21 protein-coding genes are annotated in these 21,451 nt (G+C 70.8%); 6 read left to right on the forward strand and 15 right to left on the reverse strand.

Annotated features, from left to right (window positions below):
- Nucleotides 1-7 precede the first annotated feature (7 nt).
- The 10 genes from VKQ35_RS15715 to VKQ35_RS15760 form a co-directional block, all read right to left on the reverse strand.
- Complete coding sequence (locus VKQ35_RS15715) at nucleotides 8-460, reverse strand: cytochrome c-type biogenesis protein (protein WP_324363278.1); 453 nt, start codon at nucleotides 458-460, stop codon at nucleotides 8-10.
- On the reverse strand, nucleotides 457-2,481 hold the full coding sequence (locus VKQ35_RS15720) for a heme lyase CcmF/NrfE family subunit (protein ID WP_324363280.1): 2,025 nt from the start codon (nucleotides 2,479-2,481) through the stop codon (nucleotides 457-459). The genes VKQ35_RS15715 and VKQ35_RS15720 overlap by 4 nt, the downstream gene beginning before the upstream one ends.
- Before the next feature lie 9 nt (nucleotides 2,482-2,490).
- The gene (ccmE, locus tag VKQ35_RS15725) at nucleotides 2,491-2,982 is read right to left on the reverse strand and encodes a cytochrome c maturation protein CcmE (protein WP_324363282.1); all 492 of its coding nucleotides are present in this window, start codon (nucleotides 2,980-2,982) and stop codon (nucleotides 2,491-2,493) included.
- Entirely contained in the window at nucleotides 2,979-4,073 is a 1,095-nt protein-coding gene (gene ccmI, locus VKQ35_RS15730; protein ID WP_324363284.1) for a c-type cytochrome biogenesis protein CcmI, read from the reverse strand. The genes ccmE and ccmI overlap by 4 nt, the downstream gene beginning before the upstream one ends.
- Nucleotides 4,074-4,149: 76 nt before the next feature.
- Nucleotides 4,150-5,565, reverse strand: a complete 1,416-nt coding sequence (locus VKQ35_RS15735; RefSeq protein ID WP_324363286.1) for a hypothetical protein — start codon at nucleotides 5,563-5,565, stop codon at nucleotides 4,150-4,152.
- An 85-nt stretch (nucleotides 5,566-5,650) separates the two neighbouring features.
- Nucleotides 5,651-7,045, reverse strand: a complete 1,395-nt coding sequence (locus tag VKQ35_RS15740; protein ID WP_324363288.1) for a sensor histidine kinase — start codon at nucleotides 7,043-7,045, stop codon at nucleotides 5,651-5,653.
- A gap of 40 nt (nucleotides 7,046-7,085) precedes the next feature.
- A complete protein-coding gene (locus VKQ35_RS15745; RefSeq protein WP_324363290.1) occupies nucleotides 7,086-7,778 on the reverse strand; it encodes a response regulator transcription factor in 693 nt (230 codons plus the stop codon).
- A 31-nt stretch (nucleotides 7,779-7,809) separates the two neighbouring features.
- A complete protein-coding gene (locus VKQ35_RS15750; protein ID WP_324363292.1) occupies nucleotides 7,810-8,124 on the reverse strand; it encodes a hypothetical protein in 315 nt (104 codons plus the stop codon).
- A 97-nt stretch (nucleotides 8,125-8,221) separates the two neighbouring features.
- Complete coding sequence (locus VKQ35_RS15755; protein WP_324363294.1) at nucleotides 8,222-9,184, reverse strand: DnaJ C-terminal domain-containing protein; 963 nt, start codon at nucleotides 9,182-9,184, stop codon at nucleotides 8,222-8,224.
- A 98-nt stretch (nucleotides 9,185-9,282) separates the two neighbouring features.
- A complete protein-coding gene (locus VKQ35_RS15760; protein WP_324363296.1) occupies nucleotides 9,283-9,747 on the reverse strand; it encodes a YcgN family cysteine cluster protein in 465 nt (154 codons plus the stop codon).
- A 71-nt stretch (nucleotides 9,748-9,818) separates the two neighbouring features.
- Here VKQ35_RS15760 and VKQ35_RS15765 point away from each other — a divergent pair, with 71 nt between their 5' ends.
- From VKQ35_RS15765 to VKQ35_RS15790, 6 genes are all read left to right on the forward strand, one after another.
- Complete coding sequence (locus VKQ35_RS15765) at nucleotides 9,819-10,157, forward strand: hypothetical protein (RefSeq protein ID WP_324363298.1); 339 nt, start codon at nucleotides 9,819-9,821, stop codon at nucleotides 10,155-10,157.
- Nucleotides 10,158-10,245: 88 nt separating this feature from the next.
- The gene (locus VKQ35_RS15770; protein WP_324363300.1) at nucleotides 10,246-10,968 is read left to right on the forward strand and encodes a hypothetical protein; all 723 of its coding nucleotides are present in this window, start codon (nucleotides 10,246-10,248) and stop codon (nucleotides 10,966-10,968) included.
- Between the two features lie 48 nt (nucleotides 10,969-11,016).
- The gene (locus VKQ35_RS15775; protein WP_324363302.1) at nucleotides 11,017-12,828 is read left to right on the forward strand and encodes an ABC-F family ATP-binding cassette domain-containing protein; all 1,812 of its coding nucleotides are present in this window, start codon (nucleotides 11,017-11,019) and stop codon (nucleotides 12,826-12,828) included.
- A 477-nt stretch (nucleotides 12,829-13,305) separates the two neighbouring features.
- Complete coding sequence (locus VKQ35_RS15780; protein WP_324363303.1) at nucleotides 13,306-14,319, forward strand: ABC transporter substrate-binding protein; 1,014 nt, start codon at nucleotides 13,306-13,308, stop codon at nucleotides 14,317-14,319.
- Nucleotides 14,316-15,053: an ABC transporter ATP-binding protein gene (locus tag VKQ35_RS15785; RefSeq protein ID WP_324363305.1), complete on the forward strand. Its 738-nt coding sequence runs from the start codon at nucleotides 14,316-14,318 to the stop codon at nucleotides 15,051-15,053. The genes VKQ35_RS15780 and VKQ35_RS15785 overlap by 4 nt, the downstream gene beginning before the upstream one ends.
- A complete protein-coding gene (locus tag VKQ35_RS15790; protein ID WP_324363307.1) occupies nucleotides 15,050-15,817 on the forward strand; it encodes an ABC transporter permease in 768 nt (255 codons plus the stop codon). The genes VKQ35_RS15785 and VKQ35_RS15790 overlap by 4 nt, the downstream gene beginning before the upstream one ends.
- A gap of 6 nt (nucleotides 15,818-15,823) precedes the next feature.
- Here the strand turns inward: VKQ35_RS15790 and VKQ35_RS15795 are convergent, their stop codons facing one another.
- The 5 genes from VKQ35_RS15795 to VKQ35_RS15815 all read right to left on the reverse strand — a co-directional run bounded on the left by VKQ35_RS15795 (nucleotide 15,824) and on the right by VKQ35_RS15815 (nucleotide 21,400).
- Nucleotides 15,824-16,507 carry a hypothetical protein gene (locus VKQ35_RS15795; RefSeq protein ID WP_324363309.1) on the reverse strand — a complete coding sequence of 228 codons (684 nt, stop codon included), beginning with the start codon at nucleotides 16,505-16,507 and terminating at the stop codon, nucleotides 15,824-15,826.
- A gap of 57 nt (nucleotides 16,508-16,564) precedes the next feature.
- Nucleotides 16,565-17,944, reverse strand: a complete 1,380-nt coding sequence (locus VKQ35_RS15800; protein WP_324363311.1) for a hypothetical protein — start codon at nucleotides 17,942-17,944, stop codon at nucleotides 16,565-16,567.
- Nucleotides 17,945-18,150: 206 nt separating this feature from the next.
- The gene (locus VKQ35_RS15805) at nucleotides 18,151-18,885 is read right to left on the reverse strand and encodes a 16S rRNA pseudouridine(516) synthase (RefSeq protein ID WP_324363313.1); all 735 of its coding nucleotides are present in this window, start codon (nucleotides 18,883-18,885) and stop codon (nucleotides 18,151-18,153) included.
- Complete coding sequence (locus tag VKQ35_RS15810) at nucleotides 18,882-19,787, reverse strand: class I SAM-dependent methyltransferase (protein WP_324363315.1); 906 nt, start codon at nucleotides 19,785-19,787, stop codon at nucleotides 18,882-18,884. Before VKQ35_RS15810 ends, VKQ35_RS15805 begins: the two co-directional genes overlap by 4 nt.
- A gap of 5 nt (nucleotides 19,788-19,792) precedes the next feature.
- Nucleotides 19,793-21,400, reverse strand: a complete 1,608-nt coding sequence (locus VKQ35_RS15815; RefSeq protein WP_324363317.1) for a peptide chain release factor 3 — start codon at nucleotides 21,398-21,400, stop codon at nucleotides 19,793-19,795.
- Between the last annotated feature and the right edge of the window lie 51 nt (nucleotides 21,401-21,451).

Genomic DNA, 21,451 nt, shown 5'->3' on the forward strand with positions numbered 1-21,451 from the left:
CATCATGTCAGGCGGCATCGGTTTCTGACAGTCGTCTCACGCGCTCCGCCTCTTCCGCCGAGAGTTCGGTGTCGCCCGATCGGCGCCGCAGCCTCGTCACCAGCAGGCCTGCTCCCAAAACGACCACCGCGAACGGCCCGCCCCAGAGCAGCAGATTCATCCAGGAGAACGCCGGCGTGAGCAGGATGAACTCACCATAGCGGTCGACGAGATAATGTTTGATTTCCGCGTCGCTGTGGCCGGCGCTCACCTGCTCGCGCACGGTGCGGCGCAGGTCGCCGGCCAGTTCGGCCTCGGAATCGTCGATCGACTCGTTCTGGCAGACCAGGCAGCGGACGTCCTGCATGATGTGCCGCGCACGCGCCTCCTGCGCCGGATCGGCCAGGCGGTCGGCGGGATCGGACGCCGCGGCGATGCAGAGGACGCCCGCGGCGATCGCGGCGAGAGTCCGCAACCTCATGCTGGCTGTTCCTTGGCCGGGCGCTCCTGCGGCCGCGGCTGCGGCTCGGGCTGACGCCGACGCGCCACGCCCAGCCGCATGCGCCGGTCGGAGAGCGAGGTCAGGCCGCCCAGCGCCATGATCACCGGGCCCAGGAAGATCAAACTGGCCCAGGGGTTCCAGTAGGCGCGGATCAGCCAGACCGGCGTCCCGGCGGTCGTCCGCCGCCGCTCGCCCAGCACCATGTAGAGGTGCGACGCGCCGCGGTAGCAGAGCGCGATGCCGCTGATCGTCTGGCCGCCGGCCGGATAGAAACGGCGGTCCGGCTCGCCCGTGCAGACCGGCTTGCCGTCCTTGGTGACGCGGATCATCGCCCGCTCGGCGTCGAAGTTCGGGCCATCCACCGGGCCGACGGTCTCCAGCGTCAGGTGGTAGCCGGCGACGTCGAGCGAGCCGCCCAGCGGCAGGGCTTCGGCCGCCTCGCCCTTCCAGCCCAGCTCCACGCAGGCGCCCAGCACGAAGACGCCCAGGCCCAGGTGCGCGAGCGTCATGCCCCAGGCGCCGCGCGGCAGGCCGGTGAGCCGGCGCCAGCTGTCGGCGGCCGGCGCGCGGAAGGCCCGCGTCCGCTCAAGGATTTCCACCGCCGCGCCTGTAACCAGCCAGACGCCGATGGCCACGCCGAGCGCGCCCAGCGCCTTCTTCGGACTGACCAGCGCGTAGGTCAGCAGGCCGCAGCCGAGCGCGATCAGGGCGGCGAGCCACAGCCGCTGGCCGACGCCCTGCAGATCGCCGCGCTTCCAGGCGAGCAGCGGCCCGGCCGGCAGGATGATCGCCAGCACGGCCATCAGCGGGGCGAAGGCGATGTTGAAGAAGCCCGGGCCCACCGAGATCGCCGCCCCGGTGAGCGCCTCGCGGATCAGCGGATAAAGCGTCCCCAGCATGACCGCCGTGGTCGCCGCCGCCAGGAGGACGTTGTTGAGCACCAGCGCGCTCTCGCGGCTGACGGGTGCGAAGACGCCGCCGGGCGCGAGCTTGGGCGCCCGCCAGGCGAAGAGCGCGAAGCCCGAGCCCGCGGTGACGCCCAGGATGATCAACAGCAGCACGCCCCGCTTGGGATCGACCGCGAAGGAGTGGACGCTGGTCAAGACGCCCGAGCGCACCAGGAACGCGCCCAGCATGGAGAAGGTGAAGGCGCCAAGCGCCAGGAACAGGCTCCAGCCCGCCAGCGCCCCGCGCTTCTCGGTGACGATGGCCGAATGCAGCAGAGCCGTGGCCATCAGCCAGGGCATGAAGGAGGCGTTCTCCACCGGGTCCCAGAACCACCAGCCGCCCCAGCCGAGCTCGTAATAGGCCCAGAAGGCGCCGAGCGTGATGCCGACGGTGAGGAAGCTCCAGGCGGCCAGCGCCCAGGGCCTGACCCAGCGCGCCCAGGCCGCGTCCACCCGGCCCTCGATCAGGGCGGCGACCGCCAGCGAGAACACCACCGACATGCCGACATAGCCCGAGTAGAGGAACGGCGGGTGGATCGCCAGCGCCGGGTCCTGCAGCAACGGGTTCAGGGACGCGCCCTCCACCGGCATCTTGTCGCCGGCGAGCCGCATCAAGGGATTGGACGCAAACACCGTGTAGGCCAGAAAGACCGTCCCCAGCGCGCCCTGGGTCGCCACCATCAGGGCCTTCAGCCCCTTGGGGAGGCCGCGCCCCAGCGTCGCCGCCGCCGCGCCGTAGCCGGTCAGGATCAGGCACCAGAGCAGGATCGAGCCCTCGTGGCTGCCCCAGGCCCCGGCCACCTTGTAGAGCAGCGGTTTCTCGGTGTGCGAGTTCTGGGCGACGTTGGCGACCGAGAAGTCCGAGGTGATGAAGGCGTGCAGCAGGCAGGCGAACGCGATGGCCACGCAGGCGAAGGAGGCCACCGCCGCGCCCTCGCCGGCCGCCGCCAGCACGCTGGCGCGGCGGATGCGCGCCGCCGCCGACAGGCCGAACTGCGCGGCCGCGAACGCCAGCGCCAGGATCAGCGCGAAGGACCCGAATTCAGCGATCATGGGAGCGGATCATGTGGCCGGTTGCGCCTTCGCGTAGTCCGGCGTGGAGCCGTCGCCACGCCATTCGCCCTGCGCCTTCAAGGCCTTCTGCAGGTCGGGCGGCATGTATTTCTCGTCGTGTTTGGCCAGCACCTGCTTGGCCTCGAAGGTCCCATCCTCGCGGAACGCCCCCACCGCCACCACGCCCTGGCCCTCGCGGAACAGGTCCGGCAGGTCGCCCTGGAAGACCACCTTGTCGGTGGCCGTGCGGTCGGCGACCACGAACTCGACGCGGCCATCGGGATGCTTGGCGACGCTGCCCATCCGCACCATGCCGCCCAGCTGCACCGAGCGGCCGGCCGGCGGATGCGCCGCGGCGGCCTGGCTTGGCGTGTAGAAGAACGAGATCGAGTCCCGAAGGCCCCAGAGCGTCAGGCCGACGGCCAGCGCCAGCACCGGCGCGATCACCGCCACCAGGGTCAGGCGCCGCCGCGCCTTGGGGGATTTGGGCAACCAGCTCATTTCATCTTTTCCGTCGCCGCGGCCTGGCTCAACTTCGCGAGCACGTCGGGCTTGCCGGCGTAGCGCGCTCGCGCCGTCTTAAGCGCCGCATCGCGCTTTTGTGTGTCACCCAAGACAGCATAGGCCTTCACCAGCTGCACCCAGCCGGCCGGGTCGTCGGGACTGGCGGCCAGGCGAGCGGCGAGACCCGCCACCATGCCGCGCACCGCGGTCATCTGGTCGGCGGAAAGCCCCTGCGGCGCGGCCGCGGCGGGCGGAGGCGGCGCGCCTTCCGCGCTCGCGATCGCCGCCTGGACGTTCTGGCGGCGCGGATCGCTGGCCGGCATCTCGGCGAGCAGCGCCTTCCAGTCGGCGAGGCCGCCGGCCTTGTCGCCGTCGCGGATCTTCACCGCGGCCAGCTGGAAGCGGGCTGGCAGGCTGTTCGGCTCCAGCTTGATCAGATGGCGGAAGGCGTCGACCGCGTCGTCGGTCAGCTCGCCGTTGGCCTGGTAGAGCTCGGCTTCGCCCAGCATCTGCCACAGGTCCGCCCGCTCCGGCGCGACGCGCACGCCGCGCCGCAGGGCCTCCACCGCGCCCAGCAGGTCGCCGGCGCCGCCGCGGGCCAGCGCCAGGTATTTGTAGCCGTCCGGATCGGTCGGCCGGCCCTTGACCTTGTCGGCCACCAGGGCGGCCAGTTCCTGCGCCCGAAGCGCCTGCGGCGGCGTCGCCTGCCACTGGGCGAGCCTCGCCTTGAACGGCTGGTCGCCCAGCTGAGGCGAGCCCACCGCCATATAGACCGCCAGGGCCAGCACCGGCGCGCCGATCGCGACGGTCAGGATCACGGCGCGGTGCGGACCGGCGGACCAGACCTCGGCCGGCGCATCGGCGGCGGCCAGCAGGCGGCGGCCGGCCTCGGCCTCGGCGCCCTTGCGCTCGTCGGCCCCAATCAGCCCGCGGTCGGCCAGGTCGCCGATCTCGGCCAGCTGGCGGCGGTAGAAAACAGAGGTGGTGTCGCCGGTCTCCGCGGCGGTCGCGGCGCGGGCGGCGCGGAACAGGACGAGGATGACGGCTGCGGCCGAGAGCAAGGCGGCCGTAGCCCACAAGGCGATCATGCCGCGCGTTTAGCGGAAAGCGCCACCGAGCGCGAGGGGACATCGGGTCGCCGCCGACGCGGCCCGGCTCACCGCCTCAGGCGTCGAGGACGATCGGGCTGTCCGACGGCGGCGCACACGCGCTGGCGGCGCGCCGGCGGACCAGCTCGGCCGCCTTCTCGTCGCGGGTCAGGCCGACGACGTCGGCGGCGATCTTCAGGAAGGCGTGGGCGTTGGCGACGTTGGCCACATCGCCGTTGCGGAGATCGCCCAGCACCTCTTCGACATAGTGGTCGGCGAGCGCCGCGAGCTTCTCCGTCACCTTGGCGTGCATCGCCGAGAAGCCGCCGTAGTTGGCGCAGAGTCGGATCTCGTGGGCGAGCGTCAGCAGGGTCATCGCCCGGCGGACCGACCTGGGCTCCGGCGGCTCGTCGAGCTTTGGCCCGGTCTTGCGCGGCCGCGCGAAGCCGGAGGACTGCATGGGGAGCGCCGCCGTGGTCAGCTTCTCGGCCTCGCGCAGGCGGGCCTCGACCAGATTCGCCAGGGTCTTCTTCTGCCCGACGATCCGATGGCCCCAGCCGTGGTCGCGGGTCAGCTCGATGCAGCCTTCCAGCTCGTCGGTCTGCCGGGTGATCAGTTCGACCAGTTGACCCGCGGCGCGGCCGGCGTCGGGCCCGCCGTCGAGGTCGAGCTTGCTGATGGCCTTCAGGGCGTCGTCGATCTCGGCCATCACCCGCTCGGGGAAGCCGCCCAGTTCGGAATCGGCCAGATAACGCTCGGTGGGCTTGTCCATGATCGCCGAGATGATCCGCAGGACCATCCACGGCGGGGTCAGCTGGGCGGCCAGCATTTCGAAGAAGCGCGGCCCGGCGTCCTCGGCGATGGCCACCGAGTCCTTGTAGGCCAGGCGCGCCGGCGCGCTGGTCTCGTCGCCCGTCTGAGCGACCCATTCGGCCAGGCGCGGCAGGGTGCGGCGCACGATGGGCGTGATGTCGAGGCAGGCGGCCAGCGCATCGGCGGCGCCGGGCCGGGCCCGCTCGCAGATCTCGGCGGCGGTCTTGAAGTCGCGCTGTTCGGCGGCCCGCAGGCCCTCGGCCGCCAGCTTCACGACCGCATTGTAGGCGGTGCTGGGGTCGGGCACGCGCTGCTCGGTGGCGACGGCCTTCTCGATGGCCGCCGTCGCGGCCGCCACGGCGGCCATTTCGGGGCTGGCCGTGGCCTTCAGTCCGCGCCAGACGTAGGTCAGGGCCTGGGCGGGAAACACCAGGCTGTGCGGGTCGGAACCCCCATTGCTGGAAGAGGGGCCGACGCAGAGCGGGACGACCGGCTGGAACACCGCGTTGCGCAGCAGCCGGTCGCGGGCCTCGGCCTCGACCAGCTGGCGGACGGACGCCAGCACCGTGTCGCCGCCGGTTTCCGCCAGCGCCCGCTGCAGTCCGCCCACGATCTTGTCCGGCGCCGATTGAACCAGCGTCCTGACGATTTCGATCTTGCGGTCGGACAGAGCGACCATCTGACAGTTCCCCCGGACGGAACCCGGTTCCTCCATCAGCAAGCTGACATAACACGGGTTAAGGTTGTCCGAAGGTCGAGCCTATTCAAACGCCTGCGCGCGGCAGCACGGCTTCCACGCGCAGGCCGCCCAGGCTGGACTGCGAGAGCGCCAGCGAGCCGCCATAGGCCCGCGCCAGTTCGTCGATGATGGAGAGGCCCAGGCCCGATCCCGGCGCGGTTTCGTCAAGCCTCGCGCCCCGCTGCAGCACCTCGGCGTGGCGCGCCGCCGGCAGGCCCGGTCCATCGTCGTCCACCAGGAGCCGGAAGCGTTCGGGGCTCGCTTCCTCGGCGCGGACGCGCACCTTCGCCTTACCCCACTTGCAGGCGTTTTCGATGGCGTTGCCGGCGATTTCCAGAAGGTCTTGCCGCTCGCCCAGGAAATACAGGGCCTCGTCGGCGTCCCAGTCGATCTCGATCCCCTTGTCGCGGTAAATGCGCCCCAGCGTGCGCGACAGTTCGTCCAGCACCTCGGCGACCGAGGTCCGCTCGCCCGACCCCTGCGAGCGGGCGGCGGCGCGGGCGCGGCGCAGATGGTGGTCCACCTGCTTCTGCATGGCGTCGGCCTGGCGGGAGACCACCTCGGCAAGCGGGCCCGGCCGCTGGCCGGCCTCGGCGATCATCACCGAGATCGGGGTCTTCAACGCATGCGCCAGGTTGCCGACGTGGGTCCGCTGGCGCTCGACCACCTGCTGATTGTGCGCGACCAGCGCATTCAGTTCCTCGGCGAGCGGCGTCAGCTCGCTGGGATAGACGCCCGTCAGGCGCTGCGACTGGCCGCGCCGCAGGCCCGCCACCTCGTTCCTGAGGTTGAACAGCGGGCGAAGGCCGACGCGCACCTGCACGAAAATCGCCGCCACCAGGCCCGCGCCCAGCAGGATGAACAGCCAGGCGGTGGCGGTGACGAAGCCGCGGACGTCGCGGTTGACCGAGCTCTGGTCCTCGGCGGCCAGGAAGATCACCGGCGCCTTGCGGCCCTGCAGCTGGTACTGCTGGGCCCGCGCCCGCAGCGGCTCGTTGTTGGGGCCCTCGGTCTGGTAGCTGATGTGCCGCCCGGGGTTGGCCTTGAGCTTCGCCACCAGGTCGGGGGGCGTCCCCAGCACCGAGTCGAACAGCGAATAGGATCGCGCCAGCGGGTGCAGCTTGCCGTCCGGCGTCGGCTCGGCGATCTCCCAGTAGCGGCCGGAATAGGCGCGCTCGGCCCGCTCGTCGGTGAGCGGCGGGGCGAACACCTGGCGCTCGTCGCTGGGATCGACGGTCGATCCCGCCACCAGGTTCACCGTCAGGTCGCTCAGCGTCTGGTCAACCCCCTGCAGGGCGGCCCGCTCGAACAGCACCGCCAGGACCACGCCGGTCAGGACCAGGGCCGCCAGGCTCCAGACCAGAGCCAGCAGCACCAGCCGCCGCGCCAGCGACGGATTGCGCAGCCCCGGAAGGAGCATCAGCCCGGGTTCACGTGGCCGGCCCTCACCAGGCCCATATTCACGAGACCAGGGCCTCGTCGCCCAGCTCGCCCTCCGGGCAGGTCAGGCGGTAGCCCAGGCCCCGCACGGTCTCGATCCGATCGGACCCGATCTTCTTGCGGACGCGCCCGATGAACACCTCGATGGTATTGGAATCGCGGTCGAAATCCTGATCGTAGAGGTGCTCGACCAGCTCGGTGCGGCTGATCACCCGGCCCTGGTGCATCATCATGTAGTGCAGCAGGCGGTACTCCAGCGAGGTCAGCCGCAGCGGTTCGCCGTTGACGCTCGCCCGCGCCGCGCGCGGGTCCAGCCGCAGGCCGCCGCAGGCCAGGTTCGGCGCCGAATGGCCGGCCGAACGGCGCAGCAGGGCGCGCAGCCGCGCCAGCAGTTCCTCGGTGTGGAAGGGCTTGGTCAGGTAGTCGTCGGCGCCGGCGTCGAAGCCCGCCACCTTCTCGCTCCAGGCCCCGCGGGCGGTGAGGATCAGCACCGGCGTCGCCATGTTCTCGCGCCGCCAGCGCTCCAGCACCGACACCCCGTCCACTTTCGGCAGGCCGAGATCAAGGATCACCGCGTCATAGGGCTCGGTCTCGCCCAGGAACTGGGCCTCCTCGCCGTCCGGCGCGTGGTCGACCGCATAGCCGGCGTCGGCGAGCGCCAGCTTCAGCTGGCGGCTCAGGTCCGGATCGTCTTCCACAAGCAGGATGCGCATGATCGCCTCCCTTTCCTACTACCAAATTGGCCTACTGACTGAGCAATCCGCCGGTCTGGGCGTCGACGGTGAAGACCTTGATCTGCCCGTTGGCGAGCTGCCATTGCACGAGATAGACGGCGCGACCGCCCGACTGCCCCATGGTGGTGTTGAGCTGCCGGCCCGGATGGCTCTTGGCGATCGTCTTCAGAACGCTCGAAAGCGGCGCCTGGCGCCCCTCTTTCACGGCTTCGCGGGCCGAGGCCTGGCCGTGGTCGGCGCCCGGCGGCGGCGCGGAAGGCTGCGCCGCGGCGAGGCCCGAGCTCAGGCCCAGGGCAAGCATGGCGGCGAGGAGGGTGCGTTTCATGGCGCATGACCTAGGCGGCCCGGACTGAACCGGGGCTGAACGCTTCCGCTTATGCGGCGGGTCGCCGGCCCTGTCACGCCCGGCGGCGGCGAAGGCGCTAGCTCTTGCGCTTCGGCGAATAGGGCCGCTCGCGCTTCCAGGTCTCGGCGATGGCGTCCAGCGCCGGGTCGGGGGTCTCGGGCAGGGTCACCACCAGGCGGGCGAAGAGGTCGCCGCGGTGGCCCTTGGCGTCGGAGAGACCGCGGCCCTTCAGGCGCAGGCGCGTGCCGGAGTTGGCGCCCTTCGGCACGGTCAGCGTCACCGGCCCGTCCGGCGTCGGCGCCTCGACCTTGCCGCCCAGCACCGCGTCATAGACGGAGATCGGCACGTCCATCACCAGCACCTCGCCCTCGCGGCGGAACACCGGGTGCGGGGCGAAGGCGAGTTCGATGAAGGCGTCGCCGGGCCCGGCGCGTCCGGGCGAGCCCTGGCCCTTCAGGCGCAGGGTCTGGCCTTCCTGCGCCCCCTTGGGGATGGTCACATCGATGGTGCGGCCGTCGGAGAAGGCGATCCGCTTCTTGCCGCCCTTAATCGCATCTTCCAGGTCGATCTCGAGCCGGGCGCGCACATCGGAGCCGCGCTGCGAGAAGCCGCCGAAGCCGCCGCCCGCGCCGCCGCCCCGCGGACCGCCGCGCCCGCCGCCGAACATCTCGCCCAGGATGTCGCCCAGGTCGACGCCCTCGAAGGTCTGGCTGTGCATGCCGGGGCCGCCCGCGCCGAACGGTCCGCCGCCCGGCGGAGGACCCCAGGGACCACCCTGCCCGCCGCCGCCGCGCGCGAAGCCGCCGAAGGTCTCGCGCCCGTCGGCGTCGATCTCGCCGGCGTCGAACTTCTTCTTCTTGGCCGCGTCCCCCAGGATGTCGAAGGCGCCGGAGACCTGCTTGAAGCGTTCCTCGGCCGCCTTGTTGTTCGGATTGGTGTCGGGGTGGTTGGCCTTGGCGAGCTTGCGGAACGCCTTGCGGATATCGTCCGCGCTCGCCGTGCGCGGGACGCCCAGGACCTGATAGGGGTCGCTCGCCAAGTCAGTTCAGTCCTTTTGGAGGTGTGGTCGCTCTGCAGGCGTAGATTGGTCGGTTCGGCTTCCGGCGCAAGGGCTGATGTTGCAGAAATATCACAGACCTAGCGCCGCCCCCGCTCCGGGATCAGGTCGGGCGCCGCGAAGTCCAGCGCGTCCTCGGCCTCGGCCAGGGCGCTCTCGCTGATCGTCTGGCCGCGCACCGAGACGCCGGCGCGGTGGACGCTCTCCGGATCGCCACTGATCAGCGGATGCCAGTCGGCCAGGTCGCGGCCCTCGTGCAGCCGGCGGTAGGCGCAGGAGAGCGGCATCCAGGCGAGCTGCTCGATATTGCCCGGCGTCAGCTTCACGCAGTCGGGCACATAGTCCTGGCGATTGGCGTAGTCGGTGCAGACGCAGGCCTGCGCGTCGAACAGCTTGCAGTGCACGCGGGTCGGCGTGACCTGGCCGGTGTCCTCCTCCTCGAAGCGCACCAGGCAGCAGAGGCCGCAGCCGTCGCAGAGACTCTCCCATTCCTGGGCGGTCATCTGCTGCAGCGTCTTGCGCCGCCAGAAGGGTTCGCCAGCCATGCGGCATGATCTAGGCTCACAGGGCGCGCGGGTCGAGCGCCGCCTAAGCTGAAACCTGGGGGAAACCGCACATGAACTGGCTGCACGAGGTCGCCTATTTCTTCGGCGGCGCCTTTCTGATCAACGCCCTGCCGCACCTGGTCGCCGGCCTGCAGGGCAAGCCCTTCCAGTCGCCATTCGCCCATCCCCCGGGCCAGGGGCTTTCCAGCTCGCGGGTCAACACGGTCTGGGGCGCGGCCAATGTGGTCGTGGCCTGGCTGCTGCTGGCCAAGGTCGGCGCCTTCGATCTGCGCGCGCCGGAGCACTTCATCGCCGCCTTCGCCGGCGGCCTCGTCCTGGCCTACCCGCTGTCGATGCGGTTCGGGCGGTTCAACGGCGGGAACAACCCGACCGGCGACGGGGCCGGCTGAGGGCGCGCCCTTACCGCGAGTTCATTGGACTTCGCCCCCGCCAGGCCCGACGCTTGCGCAACGAATGCTGATGGAAAGCCGCCAAGTCATGCGCAAAGCCCTGTCTCTGGCCGCCGCCGCCGCCCTGGCGGCGACCGCGACGCTCGCCCACGCCGGCGCCCAGCTCGACGGCCCGCCGCTGCGCGCGCCGGCGAAGCTGGATTGCCCCGCTGCGTCCGCCGACCTGACCCGGACCGCGCAGTCGCCCGATGGCCAATGGTGCGACTACGCCGGCCAGCATGGGGAGACCGTGCGGCTGCGGCTGGCGCCCCTGAACGGCCAGACGCCGTCCGAAGCCCTGGCGCCGGAGCGCGCCCAGCTGCATGGCCTGGTGCCGGTCTACCACCAGCCGATGCCGATCAGCTACAGCGGCGGCGACAGCGCCGACGTCAATGTGCCGTTCGTCCACGTCCATAAGGACGGCGACAAGGCCGACGTGCGCCTGTTCGGCATTTTCCACATCGTCGGCCACGACCACGACAGCGATTTCGATCATGACCGCGCGCAGGAGCACACCTCGGTGCACGCCGGCCTGCGCGGCGCCGAGGTGGTCGCCGACAAGGTCGGGCGCAACAACGCCTCCCTCGTCTATGTGCTGGCCGGCAGCCACCGGTACTCGTCGGGCTATCGCGCCGTCGGCTATGTGGCCAAGGGCCCGACAGCCGGCCCCCTGGTGGTCGCCGAGTTCCGTAGCCCCGTGAACAGCCACCGGGACAATGACACCGGCCACCTCGATCTCGACCGTCTGATCGACCTTCAGCTCGGTCGGTAGCGGCGTCGCCCTTGCGCTCTTCGCCCGGGGCTATATGTCCCCGCTCCGATGCGCGCCCCGATACTCGCCCTGAAGGACGTCCGCCTGGCGGACGGTCCGCTGATGCTGTTCGACGGCGTCGACCTGGCCTTGGACGCCCGCGTCCGCGCCTGCCTGGTGGGCCGCAACGGCGCGGGCAAGTCGACGCTGCTGCGCATCCTGGCCGGTGAGATCGAGCCGGACGGCGGCGAGCGCAACCTGACCACCGGGACCCGCATCGCCTTCGTGCCGCAGGAGCCGGAGATCGCCGGCGCGACTCTGCTGGACTACGCGACCGCAGGCGGGGCGCAGGACTATCAGGCGCAAGCCCGCCTCACCGACTTCGGACTCGATCCGGCCAAGAGCACCCAGGGCCTCTCCGGCGGCGAGATCCGCCGCGCGGCGCTGGCCCGCGCCTTCGCCGAGGACGCCGACGTCATCCTGCTGGACGAGCCCACCAACCACCTCGACATCCTGGCCATCGAGACCCTGGAAGACGAACTCGCCGCCTCCAAGGCCGCGGCGCTGATCGTCAGCCACGACCGCGCCTTCCTGGAGCGGGTGACCAAGCGCTGCTTCTGGCTGGAATACCGGCTGGTGCGGCGGCTGGACGAGGGCTTCGCCGGCTTCGAGGACTGGGCCGAGAAGATCGCCGCCCAGGAGGCCGAGGAGGCGCGGCGGCTCGACCGCTTCATCGCGCGCGAAGCGCACTGGATGGCCCGTGGCGTCACCGCCAGGCGGGCGCGCAACGAGGGCCGCAAGCGCCGCCTGGAGAGCCTGCGCCAGGATCGCCGCGACCGGCTGAAGGACACCCGCAGCGAACTCAACATGGGGATCGCCAGCTCGGGCGTGTCCGGCAAGCGGGTGGTCGAGGCCAAGGGCGTCTCCAAGGCGTTCGGCGACAAGGTGCTCCTGAAGAACTTCTCCACCCGCATCCTGCGCGGCGACCGCGTCGCCGTGGTCGGGCCGAACGGGGCGGGCAAGACCACGCTCGTCAAACTGTTGCTGGGCGAGATTCCCGCCGACGCCGGCACGGTGCAGCTCGGGACCAATCTGGAGATCAGCTACATCGACCAGGCGCGCGCCACGCTGTCGCCCGAGACCACGCTGCGCGAGGTGCTGCTGCCCAAGGGCGGCGACCAGATCATGGTCCGCGGCGTCCCTAAGCACATCGCCTCCTACGCCAAGGACTTCCTGTTCACCGACGCCCAGCTGCGCCAGCCGGTCCGCACGCTCTCGGGCGGCGAGCGCAACCGCTTGCTGCTGGCCAAGGCGCTGGCCAATCCGGCCAACGTCCTGGTGCTGGACGAGCCGACCAACGACCTCGACATGGACACGCTCGATCTCCTGGAGGACCTGCTGGCCGACTATGAGGGCACGCTGATCCTGGTCAGTCACGACCGCGACTTCATCGACCGGCTGGCGACCTCGACGATCGGTCTGGACGGCAAGGGCAACGCCGTCGAGACGCCGGGCGGCTGGCAGGATTTCATCTCCCAGAACCCGGGCTTCTTCCACCGCCTTCCGGTGGCGGCCTTCACGGCGCCGAAGGCCGCCGCGCCGGCCCCGCCGCCCCGGCCCGAGCCCCCGCGCGCCAAGCTCAGCTACAAGGACCAAAGGCGCCTGGGCGAGCTCGAAACCCTCATCGCCGAGGGGCCGGCCAGGGTCGCGAAACTCGAATCCGACCTCGCCGATCCGGGCCTCTACGGCCGCGATCCGACCCGGTTCCAGCGCCTGTCCGCTGAGCTGGAAACCCTCCGGACACAGATCATCTCGGCGGAGGAGGAATGGCTCGCCCTGGAGGAGCGCCGTGAGGCCCTGGAGGCGGCCCGATCGACCTAGGCCCGCTTTCCTGTGGAAAACTATAAGCCACTGAAAATACTTGAATAATGTCGCAATGACCCCGAGTTCTCCACCGGTTCTCCACCGCTTCTCGATGGTCGAGTCACACCCCGCCCGAATCAGCCTCTTGCCGGATTTCGGGTTCGGGAGCACCGTTCACTTGCCGAGAGGGACTGCGGCGCGGGCAGACGGAGAGGCCGGAAACGGCGGACCCAGAAGCAGAGGCGAGCAGAAGGTTTCTAGAGGCGAGGACCGGGGCGACCCGGGACAGACCACCTGAGACACCGGCCGCGACGGAAAACCATCGGGGGCGACCCCGAGAACCGAAGGCGCGATCGACCTGGAAGGCACAGATCCCCCAACGGATCTGGATGAGAGGGCGGGGTTTCGGGCAACCGAAGCGCCGCCCTCTTGCTATGGGCGGCTTCCAAGCTGAAGCGCAGCGCCTTAGGCTCCCCGCGTCATCGGGGACCTCGCATGAAATCCAGCCTTCTCATCGCCGTCGCCGCCTTGGCGCTGGCGGCCGCCTGCTCGCCCGCCAAGCAGGATCAGGCCGCCGCACCGTCCGGCCGGACCGCGATCCGCTTCGCCACCGACTGGAAGGCGGAGGCCGAACAGGGCGGCTTCTATGAGGCCCTGGCCGAAGGCGAGTACGCTAAACGCGGCCTCGACGTGAAGATCGTCCAGGGCGGTCCCGGCGTGAACGTGCCCCAGCTCTTGGCCGCGGGCGCGGTCGACATGGGCGTCGGCTCCAACGCCTTCATCGTGCTCAACATGGTCCAGCAGGGCGTGCCGGTGAAGGCGGTCTCGGCGGTCTTCCAGAAGGACCCGCAGGTGCTGCTGGCGCATCCGGACACCGGGGTGAACACGCTCGCCGACCTCAAGGGCCACCCGATCCTCTTGGGCGACGCCTCGGTGACCGGCTTCTGGGTGTGGCTGAAGGCCAAGTACGGCTTCACCGATGACCAGGTGCGCAAATACGCCTTCAACAACGGCCCGTTCCTGGCCGACAAGCGCGCCGCCCAGCAGGGCTATGTGACCAGCGAGCCCTACACCATCGAGAAGGAGGCGCATCTGAAGCCGGTGGTCTTCCTGCTCGCCGACAACGGCTACCCCGGCTACGCCAACATGCTGCTGGCGCCCGACAGCCTGACCGACAGGAACCCGGCGGCGGTGAAGGCCTTCGTCGAGGCCACCGCCAAGGGCTGGTCCGACTATCTGAACGGCGACCCCAAGCCCGCCGACGCGCTCATCCTGAAGGACAACCCGGAGATGACCCAGGACGTCCTCGACCAGGCCCGCGCCAAGCTGAAGTCCTATTCCATCGTCGAAGGCGGCGACGCCAAGACCGCCGGGGTCGGCGCCATGACCGACGCCCAGTGGAAGGCCTTCTTCGACATGGCCTCGGGCCAGGGCGTGTTCCCCAAGACGCTCGACTACAAGAAGGGCTATTCGCTGCAGTTTCTGCCTTCCCCGCCGCCCGCGAAGTGACCGTCGCCGCCCTCACCGACGTCGAGGTCGACTATCCGCGCGGCCGTGCGCTCGGGCCCTTCGGCCTGGCCTTGGCGGCGGGCGAGATCCTGGCGCTGGTGGGGCCGTCGGGCTGTGGCAAGTCCACCGCCATGCGCCTCTTGGCCGGACTGGAGGCGCCGACGCGCGGCGAGGTCTCGCGGACGCCTGGCCGGGGCGAGACGGCGGTGGTGTTCCAGGCCCCGACTCTGGCGCCCTGGCGCACCGCCCGCGCCAACGCGGCGCTTCCGCTTGAGCTGGCCGGCGCGCCCCGCGGCGAGGCGCTCACCCGCGCCGACGCGGCGCTGGCCCGCGTCGGCCTGAGGGGCGCCGAGGCCGCGCGGCCGGCGCAGCTCTCCGGCGGCATGGCCATGCGGGTGTCGCTGGCCAGGGCGCTGGTCACCAACCCCAGGCTCCTGCTGCTCGACGAGCCGTTCGCGGCCCTGGACGAGATCACCAGGCGCGCGCTCGCCGACGACGTGCTTTCGCTCTGGGCGGACACCAAGCCCGCCATCGTCTTCGTCACCCACAATGTGGAGGAGGCCGTCTACATGGCCTCGCGCGTCGTAGTGATGAGCCGCGGGCCGGGCCGCATGGTCGGCGAAGTGGCGGTCGAGGGCGCGCTCCCCCGCGCGCCGGGCTTCCGCACCACCGAAGCCTTCCGCCGCCAGGTGGAGGCGGTCTCGGCCCTGCTGGCGAAAGGGATGGCGACATGAGCCACCTCCTCCGCGGCCTCGCGCCCGTGGTGCTGATCGCGCTGCTGCTGGCGGCGTGGGAGGTCGCCTGCCGCGCCCTGCAGGTGCCGCTGTTCTTCCTGCCGCCGCCCTCGGCCATCGCCGTCGCCATGGCCGCCGACTGGCGCGAGCTCCTGCAGTCCGCCTGGAGCACGCTGTCGATGGCGCTGATCGCCCTGTTGCTGGCCAGCGCCATATCGCAGGCCCTGGCGCTCGCGGTCAGCCTCAGCACGACGGTGGAGCGCACCGTCTGGCCGCTGGCCGTCGTGCTGCAGGTGACGCCGGTCGTCGCCATCGCGCCCCTGGTGGTGATCTGGGCGGGCCTCGATCACGCGGATCGGGCGATCGTGGCGCTGGCGACGATCGTCGCCTTCTTCCCGATCTTCTCGGGCGCGGTGGCCGGCCTGAAGGCCGCCGATCCCGACCTCGAGCGCCTCTTCGACCTCTATGGCGCGAGCCCGTGGCAGCGGCTCTTCAAGCTGCGCCTGCCGTCCGCCGTGCCGCAGCTGCTGGAGGGCCACAAGGTGGCTGCGGGCCTGGCGCTGATCGGCGCGGTGGTGGCCGAGTTCGTCGCGGGCTCCGGCGGCGCCCAGGGCCTGGCCTGGCGGATCCTCGAGGCCAGCCACCGCATGCAGACGGCCAAGATGTTCGCCGCCGTCGTGGTCCTGGGCCTGATGGGCGCAGGCCTGAACACCGCGCTTCGCGCCTTGGAACGGGCTGGCCTGCGCTGGTGGCGCGGACGCTAGGCGCCTCTACTTCGCCGCCGGTGCGACGGGCGTCAGGACATAGTGGATCGGCAGCCTGATCTTGGCGCCGACTGTCGGCTCGCCGTCGGTGCTCCAGGGCGCCATGCGGAACTTGGCGGTCAGCGCCAGCGCGCCCGCGCCATAGCCCTGGCCGGCCGGCGTCTCCTGCGCCACCGCGCACCCGCCCAGCGAGCCGTCGGCCGCCACCGTGCAGCCCAGCACGACACGCACGTCGTTGACGCCGTTCTGGGCCACGGGGAAGGTCGCGCGGTAGTCTTCGATGCCCGGCGCGGCGGTCCAGGCGGGCTTGGTCACCATCGCCGCGCCGGTCAGCACCGCCGGGTCGAAGGTCACCGGGATGAAGACGTTCTTGCCGATCATGTCGGACTCGCTGGCCTTCAGCTTCTCGGCCAGTTTGCGCGCCACCGGCGCGAAGCCGTAGAGGCCGGGCTTTTCCTTCAGCGCCTCGCAGTCGCGCGGATGCAGGTCGCGGCCGATGGCGCAGGTCAGGGTCACGGTCCCGCCGATGTTGGCGGCCTTGGCCTTGGCCGGATAGGCCGCGGCGATGTCGGCGACGGTGGGCGCCTCGACCCAGGTCGCGCCGTCGGCCCGCGGGTCGGCGTAGGCCGCGACGGCGCAAGCGGCCGCGGCGGCGGCGCTCACGGCCATCAGGGCGATTTTCAGAGACATAACAAGCGCTCCCCGTGTTCGGGCGACCTTGCCACGGCCTTGCCGGTCTTGAGAAGCCTAGACGGCGGTGCGCTTGGCCGCCGGCCCGGCGCGCAGCCGCTCCAGGGCTTCGCTGGCCATGATGGTCAGGGAGCGCAGGCCGTGGTCGGCGAAGACGTCGAGGGCGGCGTCGAGCGCCATGACGCCGGCTGCGCGTTCGCCGCGATCCTTGCCGGTGATGTCCACGCGGGCCTCGTAAAGCCGGGCCAGGTGCAGCTGCACCAGGGCCCAGGCCACCGGGTCGCGGCGCGGCTGCAGGGTGGCCAGCTCGATCTTCAGCGCCGCCTGGGCGGTGTCGAGCACGGCGAGGTCGCCGGTCAGCTCCGCCGAACGCGCCAGGCACATGGCCCGCTGGCCGGCCGCGAGGCCGCGCAGCGGGGTCGCCGGCGCGTCCTTCAGCACCAGATTGGCGCGGTCGTAGCAGGTGACGGCCTTTTCGTAGGCGCGCTCGTCGGCGCTGGCGTCGCCCAGCGTCTGCAGGGCATGCGCCAGCGCGATCTGGGTGCGGGCCCAGTCCAGCGGGCTGTGCTCCTTGCTCAGGTGATCCAGCGCGCCGGCCAGCGTCGTGGCGCCGGCGGCCACCGCGTCGATGTCGCCGGACGCCTCGCCCCACAGCGCCAGGCCTTGGCCACGCAGGATCTCGGCGCGGGCCCAGGTCAGCGGCTCATAGGCCAGGTCAACGCGGTCGGCGGCGGCGGCGGCGTCATCGATGGCCGCGCGCAGCAGGGCCTCGTCCTTCAGCCGGGCGCCCCAGCCGCAGATGAGGTCGGCGCGCATCAGCCGCGCCTCGGCGGCGAGCGGTCGCGCGGCGGGCGAGCGCCGGGTCATGGCGTCCAGCGCTGCGATCGGCGCGTTGAAGCGGACGACAGCGGCCCAGGCCGCCTCGGCGTCGCCCTTGGCCAGGCCCTCGCGGCCCTCGACCAGCGCCAGGCCGACGTCGGCCAGCGGGGCGGCGATGCCGCCGCGGGCGACCCCGCGGGCTTCGCGGAAGGTGGCGGCCGCTGCGGCGTCGAGGCCCGGATCGCCGAACAGCTCGGCGCCCAGCAGGCCGGCGAAGGCTTGCTCGCAGCGGGCGCGGGCCCAGGCGTCGGGGCGGCGATGAGGATCGAAGGCGGCGCAGGCGGTCTCGGCGGCGCAGGCGGCCTTGCGCAGGGCCACGGCGTCGCCCGAGCGGCGGGCCACTTCGCGCCAGACCATGGCGGCGTCCAGCCGGCGCTGCGCGCGGTCGTGGGCGCTGATCCGCCCGGCGGCCACGTCGGCGGCCTTGGCCTCCTGTTGCAACAGATTGAGGTCGAGCAGTTCCAGGAGGGTCGTGTCGCCGCCGGTCAGGCCATCGGCATGCGGCCGCACCCGCTCCGCGCCCAGCAGCCGCATCAGTTCACGACCCAACTCGAACATTCCGCCACTCCCGGCGGCTTTCCGTCCCGGTATGAGACGAAGGCCGCGCGCTTTGACGGATAAGAGCAAAGCCGGAGCCGCGATCGTAAACAAGTGGTTAATTTCCCAAGTATGGTTAACCGTGTCTTACGATCCACAGTAAAGCGCGACGGATTCAGGAGTTCCGTGGGTCACCGCATGAATTCGTTAACGCAGGCGGCCCGCGATCAGCCGAAGATCGCGGCCTGCTCCTCGCCGGTCAGGACCCGCCATTCGCCGGGCGCGAGGTCTTCCGGCAGGGCCAGGCCGCCGATCCGGTCGCGGTGCAGGGCGGTGACGTGGTTGCCCACCGCGGCGAACATCCGGCGCACCTGGTGATAGCGGCCCTCGGTGATGGTCAGCCGCGCTTCCCTTGGCCCCAGGGGCTCCAGCACCGCGGGTTCCACGGGGTCGGTCTCGCCGTCCAGCATCAGGGTTCCGGCGGCGAAAACCTCGGCCTCGGTCCCGGTCATCGGCCGGTCGAGGCTCGCCACATAGCGCTTGGCCACGTGGCTCTTGGGCGAGATCACCCGGTGCAGGAACGGCCCATCGTCGGTGATCAGCAGCAGGCCCGTGGTGTCCTTGTCGAGGCGGCCGATGGTCGAAAGCGCCGGCTCCCGCGCCCGCCAGCGGTGCGGCAGGAGTTCATAGACGCTGCGTCCCGGCTCGCGGTGCGAGCAGACCACGTCCGGTGGCTTGTGCATCAGGATCGTCAGGGGCGCGGGCGGATCGAGCGGCTGGCCGGCCACCGTCATGCGCGCCGGCAGATCGGCGCTGACCGCGATGCGCGCGCCGGCGTCCTTCAGCGCCGCGCCGTCCAGAGCGACCTGACCGCGGGCCACCAGCGCGGTCACCTCGCGCCGGGAGCCATAGCCCAGGTTGGCCAACAGCCGGTCGAGCCTGGCCATCGGAAGCTTGCTCACTTGCGGGCCTCGAAGATCTTGTAGCCGCCCGCGTCGCCGCGCACGGTCACAGCCTCGAACGCCTTGGCCAGCGCCGCCTCGTAGGGCAGATGCCGGTTGGCCACCAGCCAGCAGACGCCGCGTTTGCTGAGCATCCTTGCCGCCGTCTCGATGAAGGCCACGCCCAGCCCCTGGTTCTCCATCCCGCCGTCGTGAAAGGGCGGGTTCATCACTACGAAGTCGAGATCGCCGACGCCTTCCAGCGGGCGGCGCAGATCGGCCCAGACCACCCTGGCGCGCGCGTCGTCCAGATTGTGCTCGGCGCAGGCCACCGCGCGGCCGTCGATGTCGGCGCAGGTCAGCGCGGTGACCTTCGGCGAGGTCAGCACCGCCCGGGCCAGGAGCCCGATGCCGCAGCCCAGGTCCGCGCCCTCGCCGTAGAGCGCGGGGAGCGCCTCCAGCAGCCGCAGGCTGCCGGGATCGGGCCGGTCCCAGCTGAACACGCCGGGCTGCGACCAGAGGCCGAGCGACGGCACGATCCGCGGGCTGCCCGCGGCGATCGCTTCGTCGAGGCCGATCGGCTCGGCCGGCCGCGTCGCGCTACAGAACCGGTGATGCTTGCGGGCGTCCTCCGTGACCCGGCAACCGAAAGCCTCCAGTGTCTTCTTCAGTCGCGAACCGCCCTTGTCCTTGGGCGCGAAGGCAATGAGCGGCGCGCCGGGTTTCAGGGCCCGCAGCGCGTGCGCCAACACGCAGTCCCGCTCGATCGTGCCGGGCGGCGCGAGGATCAGGGCGCTATCGGCCGATGCGTCGCCTATGCTCGCGATGTCCGCCGAATCCGGGATCAAGGGTGAGAGCTGGACCGCGCCCTTCGGAACCTCGATCAAGCCCGGCGCCGGCGTTCCATAGAGCAGCGCCGCCACCGGCCTCAGGCCCGTTCTTTCGACCGCTCGAAGCGGACCTTGGGATAGCGCTCGCCGACGTAGCCGGTCTCCCAGGCGGTCTTGGCCAGGAACACCGGCTGGTCGTCGATGTCGGTGGCCATCTGCATGCGGTGTTTGCCCGTGAAGTCTTCCAGATCGGCCTTCTCGCCAAGGGTCCAGCGCGCCTCGGCATAGGGACTGGGCTCGAAGATCACCTCCAGCTGGTACTCGTTGGCCAGGCGATCGGCCATCACCTCGAACTGCAGCTGGCCCACGGCGCCGACGATGAAGTCCGCGCCCATGGTCGGGCGGAACAGCTGGGTCACGCCCTCCTCCGCCAAGCTCTCCAGCGCCTTCTTCAGGTGCTTGGCTTTCAGGGGATCCTTGACCCGCACCCGCTGCAGGATTTCCGGCGCGAAGTTGGGCAGACCCGCGAACCTTAAGGTCCCGCTCTCGGACAGGCTGTCGCCGACGCGCAGCACGCCATGGTTCGGGATGCCGATCACGTCGCCGGCGAAGGCGTCTTCCGCCAGCTCGCGGTCCGACGCGAAAAACATCATCGGCGCGTTGACGCTGAGCTGCTTGCCGGTGTTCTGGACCTTCAGCTTCATGCCGCGGGTGAACTGGCCCGAGCAGAGCTTGAGGAAGGCGATCCGGTCGCGGTGGTTGGGGTCCATGTTGGCCTGGACCTTGAAGACGAAGCCCGCGACCTCCTTGTCGCCGGGGACCACCTTCGTCGCCTCGCCGCCCTTCACCGCCGCCACCGCCTTGGGCGCCGGGCAATAGGCGCCGATCCCCTCCAGCAACTGGTCGACCCCGAAGTGGCGCAGCGCTGAGCCGAAGAACACCGGCGTCATGTGGCCCTCGAGAAACGATTGGACATCGAACGGTTTCGACGCGCCGGTCACCAGTTCGGCGCTGTCGGTCAGTTCGGAAAGCTCGTCAGGGTCGAGATAATTCGAGATCGAATTACCTTTGAGCGGCAAGGCGTCCGGATGGCCGTCCTCCTGCCCCGCCGGGCCGCCGCCCTTCTTGGCGAAGGGGATGAATTGGTCGCGGGCGAGGTCCAGCATGCCCTTGAAGCGGCCGCCGGAGCCGGCCGGCCAGTAGAGCGGGGCTGGGTCCAGCGCCAGCTTGCTCGCGATCTCGTCGAGGATGGCGAAGGGGTCCTGCGCCTCCCGGTCCATCTTGTTGATGAAGGTGACGATCGGGATGTCGCGCAGACGGCAGACCTCGAACAGCTTCAGCGTCTGCGGTTCGATCCCCTTGGCCGCGTCCAGCACCATGATCGCGGCGTCGGCCGCGGTCAGCGTGCGGTAGGTGTCCTCCGAGAAGTCCTCGTGGCCCGGCGTGTCCAGCAGGTTGAACATCAGGCCGGCGTGGTCGAACGTCATGACCGACGCCGAGACCGAAATCCCCCGCTCGCGCTCGATCTTCATCCAGTCCGAGCGCGTGCGCCGGTTCTCGCCGCGCGCCCGCACCTGGCCGGCCGCGCGGATCGCGCCCCCGGCCAGCAGCAGGTTCTCGGTCAGCGTGGTCTTGCCGGCGTCAGGGTGCGAAATGATCGCGAAGGTGCGGCGGCGAGCGGCCTCAGCGGCGAGGGAAGTGGTCATTTGCGGCGATTAGCAACTCCAAGAGGTTTGACGCAAGGAAAAATAAGGATT

It is taken from the genome of Phenylobacterium sp., assembly GCF_035309685.1.
GTDB lineage: Bacteria > Pseudomonadota > Alphaproteobacteria > Caulobacterales > Caulobacteraceae > Phenylobacterium.

Excerpts from the sequence above, each read along its gene's own strand:
- VKQ35_RS15715 (WP_324363278.1), bottom strand. The coding sequence starts at position 460 with ATGAGGTTGCGGACTCTCGCCGCGATCGCCGCGGGCGTCCTCTGCATC.
- VKQ35_RS15720 (WP_324363280.1), bottom strand. The coding sequence starts at position 2,481 with ATGATCGCTGAATTCGGGTCCTTCGCGCTGATCCTGGCGCTGGCGTTC.
- ccmE (WP_324363282.1), bottom strand. The coding sequence starts at position 2,982 with ATGAGCTGGTTGCCCAAATCCCCCAAGGCGCGGCGGCGCCTGACCCTG.
- ccmI (WP_324363284.1), bottom strand. The coding sequence starts at position 4,073 with ATGATCGCCTTGTGGGCTACGGCCGCCTTGCTCTCGGCCGCAGCCGTC.
- VKQ35_RS15735 (WP_324363286.1), bottom strand. The coding sequence starts at position 5,565 with ATGGTCGCTCTGTCCGACCGCAAGATCGAAATCGTCAGGACGCTGGTT.
- VKQ35_RS15740 (WP_324363288.1), bottom strand. The coding sequence starts at position 7,045 with ATGCTCCTTCCGGGGCTGCGCAATCCGTCGCTGGCGCGGCGGCTGGTG.
- VKQ35_RS15745 (WP_324363290.1), bottom strand. The coding sequence starts at position 7,778 with ATGCGCATCCTGCTTGTGGAAGACGATCCGGACCTGAGCCGCCAGCTG.
- VKQ35_RS15750 (WP_324363292.1), bottom strand. The coding sequence starts at position 8,124 with ATGAAACGCACCCTCCTCGCCGCCATGCTTGCCCTGGGCCTGAGCTCG.
- VKQ35_RS15760 (WP_324363296.1), bottom strand. The coding sequence starts at position 9,747 with ATGGCTGGCGAACCCTTCTGGCGGCGCAAGACGCTGCAGCAGATGACC.
- VKQ35_RS15765 (WP_324363298.1), top strand. The coding sequence starts at position 9,819 with ATGAACTGGCTGCACGAGGTCGCCTATTTCTTCGGCGGCGCCTTTCTG.
- VKQ35_RS15770 (WP_324363300.1), top strand. The coding sequence starts at position 10,246 with ATGCGCAAAGCCCTGTCTCTGGCCGCCGCCGCCGCCCTGGCGGCGACC.
- VKQ35_RS15775 (WP_324363302.1), top strand. The coding sequence starts at position 11,017 with ATGCGCGCCCCGATACTCGCCCTGAAGGACGTCCGCCTGGCGGACGGT.
- VKQ35_RS15780 (WP_324363303.1), top strand. The coding sequence starts at position 13,306 with ATGAAATCCAGCCTTCTCATCGCCGTCGCCGCCTTGGCGCTGGCGGCC.
- VKQ35_RS15790 (WP_324363307.1), top strand. The coding sequence starts at position 15,050 with ATGAGCCACCTCCTCCGCGGCCTCGCGCCCGTGGTGCTGATCGCGCTG.
- VKQ35_RS15795 (WP_324363309.1), bottom strand. The coding sequence starts at position 16,507 with ATGTCTCTGAAAATCGCCCTGATGGCCGTGAGCGCCGCCGCCGCGGCC.
- VKQ35_RS15800 (WP_324363311.1), bottom strand. The coding sequence starts at position 17,944 with ATGTTCGAGTTGGGTCGTGAACTGATGCGGCTGCTGGGCGCGGAGCGG.
- VKQ35_RS15815 (WP_324363317.1), bottom strand. The coding sequence starts at position 21,400 with ATGACCACTTCCCTCGCCGCTGAGGCCGCTCGCCGCCGCACCTTCGCG.